The following is a 13,085-nucleotide window of genomic DNA, read 5'->3' as shown; positions in this document are numbered from 1 at the left end:
CCTGTAAGTCGCTAGCCCACATTCTGCACGATCACTAAGCCAACCGTTCCAGCCCTTCCATCCTTTAGGACCTACCCCTCGTTCTTCCATCCAAACGGGTCGAGCACCCAAAAAACCAGATCTAGCAGGCCGCCGGTCATCATGGCACCGGCAAGAGCCATGCAAACGTGCAGAGAACTGGCACTTCGGAGCACATCAAACGGCCCCAGAACAGCCAGCAGCGCGACCGCTGCGCCGGCAAGGCATAGCGCGAGGCACGGCCCCGCGTCCTTGACGCACTTCTTTGCGAGATGCTTGGTGTTGTCACTCATCGATATCGTACTCCTTAGAGGATCGTTGTTCAGATGCATGCCGCCGCGACGGAGCATGGCGGCAGGGTAAGTGTCACATGTCGTGCGGACACACGTGCAAGATCACGCCATACTGCCAATCCCAATCGTCATACATCTAAAACACGAACGATCGATCTGTTATCCTGGCGCCAACATAGTCTTTCGAAAGGTTTGGCCGGGATGACTACGCAGCAGCAGATTGATATTGAATTCGACTCGCTTGCACGCGAGAACGATTCACCCAAGCTCATCGCCAACTCGAAGGCGACAGGCGGAACACTACTATCCGTTATCAAGGAGCAGCTCTCAACCTGCAGCTCTTTTGACTTTTCGTAGCGTTTGTTGCAGACGGCGGCCTTCAAATCCTGGTCGAGGCGTTCCAGGAGCTCAAGCAGCGTGGCATTAAGGGCAGACTGCTCACGTCCACCTATCTCAACTTCAACTCACCCGATGCGTTTCGAAAGCTCCTGGAATACGACAACATAGAAGTTCGCGTATTCCAGGGTAATTTGCATGCCAAGGGATACATTTTTGATAAGGGCGAAACCAGCACGGTCATCGTCGGCAGCTCCAACATGACGCAGACCGCCCTCACCTGTAATAAAGAATGGAACGTGCTGTACCAGACTGTCGAGAACAGCCGCCTGCTCGGAGAGCTTAGAGGCGAGTTTGATTCGCTGTGGAACGACACCTCAACCGTTTTGCTTTCCCAAGACTGGATTGAGAACTATGCCGCATATCGATCGGCACGTCCGTCAAAGCCCAAATCGAAACCGACGTTCCAGGCAACTGTTAGCCCAACCACGAATGACCTCGAAGAAATCAAGCCCAATAAAATGCAGCAGCGCGCCCTTGAGGCGCTCGGTGTAATCCATCGCAAGGGCGAGACCCGCGCCCTGCTGGTCTCGGCAACCGGCACCGGCAAGACCTTCCTTTCGGCGTTCGATGTACTCGCGTTTAAACCCCGGCGCGTCCTCTTTCTTGCGCACCGCCGGCGCATTATCGACGCCTCCCGTGCAAGCTACGAACGGCTCTTAGGTAGTACCTATACGTTCGACACCTATCAAACTGGCAAGAATATAAGCAATGCTACCTGCGTGTTTGCCATGTGTTCTTCAGTCGCCAAACATTTGAGCGATTTCCGTCCCGATGAGTTCGACTACATCGTCATCGACGAGGCCCACCGCACGGGATCTCAGGGCTACCAATCCATCATGTCGCACTTTACGCCTCGGTTTTATCTGGGCATGACCGCTACACCCAATCGCACCGACGGCTATGACGTCTTTGCCCTTTTCAATCACGTCATCGCGTTCCAGATCACGCTGCAGGACGCTTTGGCCGAGGAGATGCTAGCCCCCTTCCATTATTTTGGCATTCACGATCTGGAGATTGACGACGAAACGGTCGAAGATACCGCCCTGTTCGGACGCCTAACATCCGACGAGCGCGTACGTCATATCACCGAGAAGATCGAGGAATATAGCGTCACCAAAAGCAACCGCAGGGGCTTAATCTTCTGCAATCGAAACGCCGAGGCAAAAGAGCTGTCATGCAAATTCAACGCTCTCGGATATCGAACGGCTGCGATTAGCGGTCAAGATTCCGATGAGGTCCGCGATGCCGCGATCAGCCAACTTGAAGCCGGCGAGCTCGAGTACATTTTCTCGGTCGATATCATGAACGAAGGCGTCGACATCCCCTCGCTCAATCAGATCATCATGCTTCGACGCACCGACTCCGCAATCATCTTTATTCAGCAGCTCGGACGAGGTTTGCGCCTGAATGATGGTAAGGAATACGCACTGGTACTCGACTTTATCGGTAACTACCAGAGCAACTTCTTGGTACCCATCGCTCTGTCGGGTGACAAGACCTACAACAAAGACCGCCTGCGTCGACTCGTCCAAGAGGGCGACTCAACGATCCCCGGATGCTCGACCGTGAGCTTCGATCGTATTTCCGAGGCACGCATCTACAAGGCCATCGATGGCGGCGATTTCACCTCCGTCAGGTTTTTGAAAAACGAATATCTCGACTTGCGCCAAAAACTCGGCAAGATTCCCTCGCTGCTCGAATTTGATCGTAATGGCTCCATCGATCCGCTGCTTATCTTCAAGAATAGCGGCCTGGGGTCCTACCACGCATTTCTATCCAAATACGAGCCGGACTACACGGTTCAATTTTCCTCTGATCAAACCAAGATTCTCAAATTTATTTCTCAAAAGCTCGCCGCGGGCAAGCGTTTCGAAGACCTCTATTTGCTTCAAACGCTCGTCGAAGCCGGACACGAGGGCTACCGGCATATGCGCGAGGCTGCGCTTAGGAACTACCACACACAGCTTAAGGACAGCGCCGTTAGGTCGGCAATCACAGTCCTTAAGGGCGACTTTGCCACTCCCAAGGATTTCGTTTCCCTGCTTATTGACGATGGATGCGGACCTCGTCTGACCGAAGCGTTTGCGACCGCTCTGCGCAACGCAGAGTTCAAGTGTCAGATTCTCGAGGTGCTGGATTTTGGCATTGCGCGTAACCGACTCGACTATGCCGAGACGTACCAAAACACAAATTTCGTTCTCAACGCCAAGTACACGTACGAAGAAGTTTGCCGCTTGATGAACTGGGAAAAGAACATCAACGGCCAAAATCTTGGCGGCTACTTCTACGACGAGAAGACCAATACATTCCCCGTGTTTATTAACTATGACAAGGCACCCGACATTAGCGAGTCCATTCAGTATGAAGACCGCTTTGTTTCGCCGAGTAAGCTAGTTGCAATCTCTAAGAACAATCGCACGCTCAACTCCCCCGAGATTCAGCGACTGCAGGCATGGCCGGGCAACGGGCTAAAGACGTATTTGTTTATGCGCAAGAACAAGGACGATAAGGGTGGCAAGGAATTTTACTTCCTAGGCGAAATGCATCCGACTGGCGAGTTCAAAGCTATTAAAACTAAGAGCGGCGACAACGCCGTCGAAATCGAATATGAACTCAATGCGCCCGTGCGCCAGGACATTTACGAGTTTATGCTCAGCGATCTGAGTGAGACAGAGTAACAAAGAAGGAGCGGGCCGCCATGCGACGTCCGCTCCTTTCTTACATAAGCCCGAGTTTCTTTTCGAGCTCCCTAACGACTTTAACGTCCGCTGGAAGTCAATCGACATCCCACAAGTTATTGGTATCGAGCCACTTCATGTCCTCATGAGCGTGCTCTTTGAACTCCCCCGAAAGGATGTTAGCTAGGTAGCACTGCATCGACAGGTGAAACGTCTCGTAATCGTGTTCGACCGTGCAAAGATAGTCGAGGTTGCCGATCGTGACCTCGAGCTCTTCCTGAATCTCGCGCACGATTGCCTGCTCGCCGGTCTCGCCCGGCTCGAGCTTTCCGCCCGGAAACTCCCAGCCGTCTTTAAACTCGCCATAGCCGCGCTGGCAGCTCATGATTTTCCCGTCCTTCTGAATAATCGCTGCTGCAACATTGATTGATTTCATAACTAGTTATCACCTCTCCAGTTGAGCTCAACCAGTATAGGCGATCGACCGCCCGCCATGTCCCAGTCGTCTGAAAACCGCCTGCTCGACCAACCCTTGACGCCGTTTTGCACCGGCACCCCATCTCCCGCTATCGAGGTCTAATACTTTTCCCACTGCCACCCAAAAACTCATCCAACATTAATCTTGGCTCAAGAATCGCTTAATCTATAACCTGCACTATAGAGTTCGACCAAGGGCGGGGCGGCGCCGCGCAACGCAGGCCGCCGAACGCAGCGCTCGCGCCCGGGCAGATCGCCCGGCGTCGCGCCCATCGAACGAAAGGACAGGTCATGGACGACCTCGAAAAAGTTGAAACAATCCGCACCAAGTGCAACGTGAGCTACACCGATGCCAAGACTGCGCTCGACGCTGCCGACGGCAACGTCCTGGATGCCATCATTTGGCTCGAGTCGCAGGGCAAGACCCAGACCACGTCGGCGCACGCCGCCACCGAGTCCGTGCCGGTCGACGAGCCCTCGGCCGAGATGGTCGCCGCGCAGGCCGCCTACGAAAAGTCGAGCGAAAAGACCGACTTCTCCAAGAAGATGGACAGCGTGTGGGAGTACCTCAAAAAGCTCTTCCGCCTGAGCCTGGACACCAAGTTTATCGCCACGCGCCGCGATGCGATCATCCTCAACATCCCCATCCTGATCCCCATCGTCGCGCTGTTTGCCTGGGGCGCTACGATTTGGCTGATGCTGATTGGCCTGTTCTTTGGCATGCGCTACCGCATCGACAGCGACGGCGACGTGCCCGGCAGCATCAACAACCTTATGAATCACGCCGCCGACGCCGCGGACGACATCAAGCAAAATCTGAACGACGACAAGTAATCGCAGACGGGGGCACGCATGGCACGGATCCTGATCGTAGAGGACGAGGAGAAAATCGCCCGCTTTGTGACGCTTGAGCTGGAGCACGAGGGCTACCAGGTGGAGCACGCCGCCGACGGCCGCACCGCCGTGGACCTGGCGCTGGAGCGCGACTACGATCTGATTCTGCTCGATGTGCTGTTGCCGCAGCTCAACGGCATGGAGGTCCTGCGGCGTGTCCGCAAGCACAAGGATGTGCCGGTGATTATGGTCACCGCGCGCGATGCCGTGATGGACAAGGTGGCCGGGCTCGATGCCGGCGCCGACGATTACCTGACCAAGCCATTTGCGATTGAGGAGTTGTTCGCACGGATCCGCGTGGCGCTGAAGCGCTCGGAGGCCGTGCGGGCGGCTTCGGGCGTTGGCGGCGCCGGGGCGGGCGGCGCGAGCGTCGACGCCGCTGCGATACCCCCGGTCGGCGACTCGACCCAGGCATCCGCCTCGCCCTCCCCCGCTACGCTCACCGTGGGATCGGTTGTGCTCGATTCCGACCGCCGCGAAGTCACGGTCGGCGGCTCGCCCATCGCGCTCACGGCCCGCGAGTTCGACGTCCTCGCCCTGCTTATGGCACACGCCGAGACCGTGCTCACGCGCGAGCGCATCGCGCACGAGGCGCTGGGCTACGAATACGTGGGCGACACCAACAACGTCGACGTGCACATCGCGCACCTGCGTGCCAAGATCGAAGACGCCGGCGGCGCCCGAATCATCCAAACCGTGCGCGGGGTGGGCTATGTCTGCCGTGCGTAACGCCGAGGCCAAGCGCGTCACATCCATCGCCCGCGCCATCAACTGGAGCTATATGTGGCGCCGCTTGATGAGCTACGTCTGGCTCGATCTGTTGCTGTTGGTTATTGCGGCGGCGATCCTCGTCTATGGATACAACCAGACGCTGCCCGACGGCGCGTTTACCGCAGGATGGATCCCCAGCGCCACCGTTCGTGGCATGTCGCTGAAGCCCGCGCGCGGCTGGGACCTGACAACGCTCACTTATACCGTCGAGTTTGCGCGTACCACCAAGACTTTCCCCCTCGCACAGGACCTCGTCACGTTATGGCCTCTCTACCTTGTCGTTGTGGGTTGGCAGGTCATCAGCGTACTCAACATGCTCGGCGGCGCGAGGCGCGTACGCCGCACCATGGCGCCTCTCAACGATCTGGCCTTGCGCGTGGACGAGCTCGGCCGCATGCAGCTCTCCGGCGGCAAGATGGAAACGCTGGAGCAGGCCATCGTGCGCGCAAGCGTCGACTCACCAAGCGTCACCACCGGCGATGCCGACCTGGCAAGCATCGAGGTCGCACTCAACCGCCTGCTGCGCCAGATGCAAGAGGCCAAGCTGCAGCAGATGCGCTTTGTCAACGATGCAAGCCACGAGCTGCGCACGCCCATCGCGGTGATTCAGGGCTACGTAAACATGCTCGACCGCTGGGGCAAAGACGACCCGGACGTACTGGCAGAGTCCATCGCCTCGCTCAAGGCCGAAAGCGAGCACATGCAGGAGCTCGTGGAGCAGCTGCTGTTTTTGGCGCGCGGCGATGCCGGACGCACGGTCCTGCGGCGTGCGGATACCAACCTGGCCGCACTGGTCGGCGAGGTATGCGAGGAATCGCAGATGATCGATGCCGCGCACACGTATCGGCTGGCATACGACGCCGCGCTTGTCAGCGACCCGCGCTGCGATGCGCCCGTCGACGTGGCGCTCGTGAAGCAAGCCCTGCGTGTGATCGTGCAAAACGCCGCCAAGTACTCGGATGCGGGAACGACCGTCACATTTGGCATAACGCCGGATGCGGGCGCGGGCACGATCGACATAAGTGTTGAGGACGAGGGCATCGGCATGAACCAGGAATCCGCAGCTCACGCGTTTGAACGGTTCTACCGCGCCGACAACGCACGCGATGCCGGCGCGCAGGGCTCGGGTCTGGGGCTTGCCATTGCCAAGTGGATCGTCGATAGCCATGGCGGCGTCATCGGCGTGACCTCGGTCGAGGGCGTCGGCAGCCGCTTTACGATTCGCCTGCCGCGGTAGGAAGCCCCTCGGCATAAATAAAGGGATAGGGCCACGCGTCCTATCCCTTTTTGCTAGCTATAGCAGTTTGTGCATTACTCGCGGCACAGATGCACGGCGAAGCCGGCGAACTCGCGCTTAAAGTACACGAGCTTGGTGCTACCGTCGGGCAGCAGCGCGCGCGACTCCTCGTTGACCTCGAGCCCGCGCTCGGCAAACCACTTCTCGGCCGCATCGATGTCGTTGACGGCAAAGCCGATGTGGCCCTTGGTGCCACGACCATTCTGCTTCATGATCTCGACCAGCGAATCGTTAAAGTACGAAACCGGGGTCTCGATGACGGGCAGGCCCATCATCGTCGAGAACAGCTCCGCGATCTCCAGGGCGTCTGCCGGGTCGGCGGCGTTAATGCCCACATGGGCAACGCGCATGCCAAAGAGCTCGACCGGGTTGGCGTTCTGCTCACTCATACAGGCAGTGCCTACTGAGCCATGACGTCGAGAACGGCCTTCTCGGCAGCGACGCGGTTCATGCCGGTCATGAAGGGCACGCCGCTCACGTACGGGCAGGTGAGGCCTTCGGGGGCAACGGTGGTGGCGATCAGCAGGTCGGCGCCCTCGTCGCAGTAGTCCTTGGCCTCGGAGATGGCGCACTGCACGATCTCGTACTTGTCGGCGTAACCGTTGGCGTCGAGCAAGGTGGCGACCTTCTGGGCAACGAGCGTGGAAGTAGCAGCGCCAGCACCGCAAGCCAAAACGATCTTCTTCATAGGTAATGTCTCCCTTCATGGTTTACTTTAGGTAAGTGTACCGCAGCGAGCGATGGCGCTCGGCCTCGATGCACTTTTATGCCAGTTTGCTTGCGCGCTGCGTATAATACATCTAGTACGTGTTGTCATACCGCTTGTTTTACAAGCGACTAAGGACCCTAATATGCCCGATTCCCGCACCCTCTGGACCGCCGTCGTTATCATCTGCATCGCCGTGTCGGTGTTCTTTAGCGTCAAAAAACGCACCACGTTCAAGCGCTTGCAGCAGCTTATGGCTGCCAAGCAGTGGGACGAGTTCGATCGTTTGCTCGACGCCAAACTCACCAGCATGCTGTACCCGCGCTATAACCGCGACTACCTGCGCCTGAACTCCTATCTGCTGCGCGAGGACCACGAGCGCGCCAGCGAGATGTTCGACCTGCTGCTGGGACTCAACCTCCCCAAGATGCAGCGTGTCGACCTGGTAATTAAGGCCTTTAACTACTACGTTGGCCAGGAGGACCGCAAAAAGTCCAAGGAGCTGTTGCACGAGATCAAGGGCTTTGAGGGCGGTCAAGCCGAAGCGGTTGCACACGAGTGTCAGCTGATGTACGACACGATGATCTTGAAGCGCCACAACGATATTCCCGAGCTGGAGCGCATGCTCGAGGAGGCCGGCGACGATAAGGTCAAGAGCTGCCGCCTGGAATACCTGCTGGCCCTGCAGTACAAGAACAAGGGCGACGAAGCCAAGTTCCAGGAGTTCCTGGAGAAGTCGGGGCAACACTCGATGGCCGTCAACGCGTAACGGACGGCTTGTGCTAGACTTCTAGTCTCACGGGGGCGTGGCGGAATTGGCATACGCAGGAGACTTAAAATCTCTCGCCGCAAGGATTGTGGGTTCGAGTCCCACCGCCCCTACCACGTATTGTTTACGAGCCCGCGTCCCCCAGGGATGCGGGCTCGTTTCTTTTAGATGCCGGTGGGACTCGAACCCGCGAGGGGGCGAGCGTCAAGCGGACGCGCAGCGTCCGCAGCGAGCCGGCGAGGGCGCCGACAGGCGGCCGAAGCCGGTGCGTATTTGCGCAGCAAATACGCAGACGTCCCACCGCCCCTACCATATGGAGCTTTCGAGCCTGTGTCCCCAAGGGATGCGGGCTCGTTTCTTTTACACGCCGGCGGGGCTCTAAGTTGCGGTGGAATATGGACTGCTTTATACCGTTTACCAGCTTATTTAGGAACTATTTCACCGCAACTCAGAGGAAGACGGTTAAAGAGCACTCAGGCTCGGGGTCCAGGCGATGGTGGGAGTCACGCCGTCGAGAACCTCGTTGATGGTGGCGGCCATGCCAGCGAGTAGACTGTTCTCGCTTACGGTGAGCGTCTTGTAGCCGCCGGCTCGCATGAGCTCGCGAATCACCACGGCACCTGCCAGGATCACGCCCGCGCGCTTGGGCTGCACGCCTGGCAGCGCAGCGATACCCTCCACATCCAGCGTAGACATACGATCGATGGCGGCCGAAATCTGCTCCATCGAAAGCTCGCGCAGGTGCACAAAGTTCGAGTCGTACGGCTCCAGTTCGTGAACGAGTGCCACGAGCGTAGTGACGGTACCACCCACCGCGACCAGGCGCTCGGCGCGCTCAAAGTCGACAGGCAGACTCTCAAAGTAGCCCGCAAACTGCTCGTTTGCCCAGCCGGCAGCAGCCGCAAGCTCATCCGTTGACGGCGGCAGTGCCGAGAAAAACCGCTCAGTCACGCGACGGCAACCGATATCCAGTGAGCGCGTTCCCTCCAGCGCAAAGACGCCGCGCTCCGGTGCATAGACACCCGTCGCGAGCTCCGTGGATCCGCCGCCCGAATCGGCAACAATGATGCGCTCGCCGGCAAAGTCGTGTGCTACGCCAAAAAACGTCAGGCGCGCCTCGACCTCGCCCGGAATCACCTGCGGCTCAAGCCCCAGATCGCGCAGGCCGTCCAGCAGCAGCGCGGCATTGGACGCATCGCGCGCAGCGCTCGTGCAGGTGGTGCAGATGCACGCGGCCCCAAAGGCACGGGCCTCGTCCACAAACATCCGACACGCAGCGAGTACACGCTCGACAGCCGCCTCGCAAAAGCGCCCCGTCGCATCCACGCCCTCGCCCAAATCGGTAATCTCGGTATGCTTGGACGATTCCACGATCGCCCCGCCCTCGACCTGGGCCAGCACCAGTCGCGACGACACCGTTCCCAGGTCAATCGCCGCCACCTTATATCGTTTGCAATTCGTCATTGCAGGCTCCCCTCCGGGCGCTACTCGCCGTTGGACACGACCGTCTGGCCCTCGACGCCGTTAAATCCAAACAGCATGTCGAGCGTCTGGATGTACCACGGTGCGTCCTTGCCGACCTCTTCGATCTCTTTGGCAACTTCGCTGGCCTTCTTGGCGTTCGACGACTTCTGGCTCGACGAGGCATTCGAATCGCCGTCCAGGCCCTGCACTTCAATCCTCTTCTCGCCGGGCATCACCAAGCCCAGGTCCTCGGATGCCGCATCCTTGATACCCTCCTCCGAGAGCAGCTTGTCGACGCTTTTTTGCAGCCCATCATTGTATTGCTGGCGAATCTCAACCTGCTTGGCCAAGATGTCGCTCGAGCGTTTTGCCACGTACAGATCGCGCACGGGGAAATACAGGCTCACAAGCGCCAGCACCACCACGATACCGATAAACAGCGGGCGCAGAGAGCCATGCGTAAAGTCATAGATCGCCTTGACCACCGCATTGTCGTTGGCGTAGCGCATAAAGTCCGAGCCCGAAAGACGGCTCGAGGGCCTGCTCGACCCGTCGTGCGTCTGGGCCGAGGGACGCGACGCATGCGACGAACGTGCCGGGCGCACCGGTCCATCTGTCGAAGTATTCACTTGAGCATTGGGGCGCGAGGTACTTGTCGGGCGCTGCATGGAGCGGTCGGCGCCGGCGTAGGCGGACCCACCGAGCTGCACCGTGCGCGCACGGCGAGGCGACGGCTCACGCGAACCGGCGGAATAGTACCTGTTGTCGTAAATCTGATCCATGTGCGCCTTGTGCGGTTGAGGTTTGTTTGCGCTAAGTATTCTAGTTATAGCACGAGCGCCCGCACCGCCTTCGCCAGCCTTTGCTCGACATAAAAAAGGCGCTGAGTCATATGGCCCAGCGCCCAATGGTGCTCAACAGCGCCCGGCTGAAGCAAGGCGAATCCGAGTCTTCCCCGCCCCCGCGAGCTCCGCGTGCCTAGCGAATGTTGTAGAACGCGGCCTTGCCGGCGTAGCGCGCACTGCCCTCGAGCTCGTCCTCGATGCGGATGAGCTGGTTGTACTTGGCGATGCGATCGCTGCGGCACGGGGCGCCCGACTTGATCTGGCCGGCGTTGACGCCCACGACCAGGTCGGCGATCGTGGAGTCCTCGGTCTCGCCGGAGCGGTGACTCACGATGCAGGCGTAGCCGGCCTCCTTGGCGGTCTCGATGGCCTCGAGCGACTCGGTGAGCGTACCGATCTGGTTGACCTTGACCAGGATCGCGTTGGCGGCACCAAGCTCGATGCCCTTCTTGAGGCGCTCGGTGTTGGTGACGAACAGGTCGTCGCCCACCAGCTGCACCTTGTTGCCAATGCGGCGGGTAAGCTCGACCCAGCCGTCCCAGTCCTCCTCGGCCATGCCGTCCTCGATGGAGATGATGGGATAGGTGTCGACGAGCTTCTCCCAGTAATCGACCATCTGGGCGCTCGTGTACTCCACGCCCTCGCCCTTGAGCTCGTACATGCCGGTCTCGGCGTTGTAGAACTCGGTGGACGCCGGGTCCATGGCGTACATGAAGTCGACGCCGGGCTTAAAGCCAGCCTTCTCGACGGCCTTGGTGATGTACTCGAACGGCTCGGCATTGGTCTTAAGGTTGGGGGCAAAGCCGCCCTCGTCGCCCACGCCGCCGCCCAGGCCGGCCTCGTGCAGCACGCCCTTGAGGGTGTGGTAGACCTCGGCGCACCAACGCAGGCCCTCGGCAAAACTCGGGGCGCCCACCGGCATGATCATGAACTCCTGGAAGTCAACGTTATTGTCGGCATGCACGCCGCCGTTGAGAATGTTCATCATGGGCGTGGGCAGCAGATGGGCGTTGACGCCGCCCAGGTACTGGTACAGCGACAGGCCCGCCGACTCGGCAGCGGCGCGGGCGACGGCCAGCGACACGCCCAGGATGGCGTTGGCACCGAGCTTGGTCTTGTTGGGGGTACCGTCCGCGGCAATCAGCGCGGCATCGACGGCGCGCTGGTCGAAGGCGTCGAGACCCACGACGGCGTTAGTGCACTCGTTGTTGACGTGCTCGACGGCCTGCGAAACGCCCTTGCCCAGGTAGCGACCCTTGTCGCCGTCGCGCAGCTCGCAGGCCTCAAAGGCGCCGGTCGAAGCACCCGAAGGCACCATTGCGCGGCCAAAGCTGCCGTCCTCGAGCACGACCTCGACCTCGACGGTGGGATTGCCGCGGCTGTCGAGCACCTCGCGACCGTAGACATCCAAAATATCGCTCATGTTGTCTCCCTCTCACTTGGAAACGTAGTTGATGCAAGCGACTGGCCGACCGTGCACCATCGGTGCGCCTCCGTAAGTTAGCCATGTCGCACTTTTTGCATTATGCCATAAGTTAGCCGAGGGATACAATTGTTTTTCGAAAAATTTAGCGGGAACGATGAGGCATGTCAGCCCGTCGTTCCCGCAGTCTTACTCCTCCGCCTTTGCGGCATCCCAGAGGTCGTTGAGGCCGTGGGTCGAAAGCTCAGCCAGATCTACATGAGCGTTGGCCGCCATCTGCTCCATCGCGGCCCAACGGCGGCGGAACTTTGCCGTGCTGGCACGAAGGGCACTCTCGGCGTCGATTCCCTCCTTGCGCGCAACGTTGACCAGGGCAAAGAGCAGGTCGCCAAACTCCATCTCGCGCTCGGGCGAGCCGGGAGCCTCGGCCTCAAACTCGGCACGCTCCTCGGCGACCTCGTCCCACACGTCCTGGACCGTCTCCCACTCAAAGCCCACGGCCGCTGCCTTGCGCGACACCTTCTGGGCCTGCATCAGCGCCGGCAGATGCGTGGGCACACCGTCGAGCAGGCCCTCGGGCGCAGCCTCGCCCGCCGCCACGGCCTTGTCCTTGGCGGCCTTCTCGGCAAGCTTGACCTCGTCCCAGATCTTGAGCACCTCGTCGGGGTTATCGGCGTCCGCATCGCCAAACACGTGCGGGTGGCGGCGGATGAGCTTGGCGTCGATATCGCGTGCCACATCGGCCAGCGTAAACTCACCGGCGTCCGCCGCAATCTGCGCATGCAGCACTACCTGCATGAGCACGTCGCCCAACTCCTCACGCAGATGCGCTGCGTCGTCCGCCTCGATGCAATCGAGCGCCTCGTAGGCTTCCTCGATCATGTTCTTGCCGATGCTCTGATGCGTCTGCTCGCGGTCCCACGGGCAGCCGTCGGGCTGACGCAGGCGCCAGATGGTCTGCACCAGATGCTGCAGCTCGGCCGACGCGTCGACCAGCGTGGACAGGTCGCGCGAACCCTCGGCATTTTGCTGAGCCATATGCTGCGCCATG

14 protein-coding genes and 1 tRNA gene are annotated in these 13,085 nt (G+C 59.7%); 7 read left to right on the top strand and 8 right to left on the bottom strand.

Annotated elements, in window-relative coordinates; translation table 11 throughout:
• Positions 1–71 precede the first annotated feature (71 nt).
• Positions 72–311 carry a hypothetical protein gene (locus PGW49_RS00520; RefSeq protein ID WP_270224954.1) on the bottom strand — a complete coding sequence of 80 codons (240 nt, stop codon included), beginning with the start codon at positions 309–311 and terminating at the stop codon, positions 72–74.
• 201 nt (positions 312–512) lie between these two features.
• Between PGW49_RS00520 and PGW49_RS00515 the strand changes: the two genes are divergently transcribed.
• Both PGW49_RS00515 and PGW49_RS00510 read left to right on the top strand, forming a co-directional pair.
• Positions 513–668, top strand: coding sequence for a hypothetical protein (locus tag PGW49_RS00515; RefSeq protein WP_270224953.1), 156 nt, complete (start codon positions 513–515; stop codon positions 666–668).
• Between the two features lie 26 nt (positions 669–694).
• Positions 695–3,388: a DUF3427 domain-containing protein gene (locus tag PGW49_RS00510; protein ID WP_333494002.1), complete on the top strand. Its 2,694-nt coding sequence runs from the start codon at positions 695–697 to the stop codon at positions 3,386–3,388.
• Positions 3,389–3,485: 97 nt separating this feature from the next.
• Here the strand turns inward: PGW49_RS00510 and PGW49_RS00505 are convergent, their stop codons facing one another.
• A complete protein-coding gene (locus tag PGW49_RS00505) occupies positions 3,486–3,824 on the bottom strand; it encodes a (deoxy)nucleoside triphosphate pyrophosphohydrolase (protein WP_270224951.1) in 339 nt (112 codons plus the stop codon).
• 332 nt (positions 3,825–4,156) lie between these two features.
• On the opposite strand from PGW49_RS00505, the gene PGW49_RS00500 reads away from it, so the two are divergent.
• The 3 genes from PGW49_RS00500 to PGW49_RS00490 are packed head-to-tail and all read left to right on the top strand — an operon-like array spanning position 4,157 to position 6,767.
• Positions 4,157–4,699: a UBA domain-containing protein gene (locus PGW49_RS00500; protein ID WP_270224950.1), complete on the top strand. Its 543-nt coding sequence runs from the start codon at positions 4,157–4,159 to the stop codon at positions 4,697–4,699.
• Positions 4,700–4,717: 18 nt separating this feature from the next.
• Complete coding sequence (locus tag PGW49_RS00495) at positions 4,718–5,488, top strand: response regulator transcription factor (RefSeq protein ID WP_270224949.1); 771 nt, start codon at positions 4,718–4,720, stop codon at positions 5,486–5,488.
• The gene (locus tag PGW49_RS00490; RefSeq protein WP_270224948.1) at positions 5,472–6,767 is read left to right on the top strand and encodes a sensor histidine kinase; all 1,296 of its coding nucleotides are present in this window, start codon (positions 5,472–5,474) and stop codon (positions 6,765–6,767) included. Before PGW49_RS00495 ends, PGW49_RS00490 begins: the two co-directional genes overlap by 17 nt.
• Positions 6,768–6,841: 74 nt before the next feature.
• Here PGW49_RS00490 and PGW49_RS00485 read toward each other — a convergent pair whose 3' ends face one another.
• A complete protein-coding gene (locus PGW49_RS00485; RefSeq protein WP_118450408.1) occupies positions 6,842–7,216 on the bottom strand; it encodes a VOC family protein in 375 nt (124 codons plus the stop codon).
• 11 nt (positions 7,217–7,227) lie between these two features.
• Positions 7,228–7,515, bottom strand: coding sequence for a PTS sugar transporter subunit IIB (locus tag PGW49_RS00480; protein ID WP_006235903.1), 288 nt, complete (start codon positions 7,513–7,515; stop codon positions 7,228–7,230).
• A gap of 163 nt (positions 7,516–7,678) precedes the next feature.
• Here PGW49_RS00480 and PGW49_RS00475 point away from each other — a divergent pair, with 163 nt between their 5' ends.
• Both PGW49_RS00475 and PGW49_RS00470 read left to right on the top strand, forming a co-directional pair.
• Positions 7,679–8,302 carry a hypothetical protein gene (locus tag PGW49_RS00475; protein ID WP_270224947.1) on the top strand — a complete coding sequence of 208 codons (624 nt, stop codon included), beginning with the start codon at positions 7,679–7,681 and terminating at the stop codon, positions 8,300–8,302.
• Between the two features lie 31 nt (positions 8,303–8,333).
• A tRNA-Leu gene (locus PGW49_RS00470) sits at positions 8,334–8,418 on the top strand.
• 346 nt (positions 8,419–8,764) lie between these two features.
• Here PGW49_RS00470 and PGW49_RS00465 read toward each other — a convergent pair.
• From PGW49_RS00465 to mazG, 4 genes are all read right to left on the bottom strand, one after another.
• Positions 8,765–9,766 (bottom strand): Ppx/GppA phosphatase family protein, encoded by a 1,002-nt coding sequence (locus PGW49_RS00465; RefSeq protein ID WP_270224946.1) that lies wholly within the window; start codon positions 9,764–9,766, stop codon positions 8,765–8,767.
• A 20-nt stretch (positions 9,767–9,786) separates the two neighbouring features.
• Complete coding sequence (locus PGW49_RS00460; protein WP_270224945.1) at positions 9,787–10,548, bottom strand: FtsB family cell division protein; 762 nt, start codon at positions 10,546–10,548, stop codon at positions 9,787–9,789.
• A 196-nt stretch (positions 10,549–10,744) separates the two neighbouring features.
• The gene (gene eno, locus PGW49_RS00455; protein WP_138113397.1) at positions 10,745–12,034 is read right to left on the bottom strand and encodes a phosphopyruvate hydratase; all 1,290 of its coding nucleotides are present in this window, start codon (positions 12,032–12,034) and stop codon (positions 10,745–10,747) included.
• Between the two features lie 189 nt (positions 12,035–12,223).
• Complete coding sequence (gene mazG, locus PGW49_RS00450) at positions 12,224–13,084, bottom strand: nucleoside triphosphate pyrophosphohydrolase (protein WP_138113399.1); 861 nt, start codon at positions 13,082–13,084, stop codon at positions 12,224–12,226.
• Between the last annotated feature and the right edge of the window lies 1 nt (position 13,085).

Origin of the sequence: Collinsella aerofaciens, from assembly GCF_027679495.1 — a bacterium.
Classification (GTDB): domain Bacteria; phylum Actinomycetota; class Coriobacteriia; order Coriobacteriales; family Coriobacteriaceae; genus Collinsella; species Collinsella aerofaciens_AK.
This window is presented reverse-complemented; position numbering and strand designations above follow the sequence as displayed.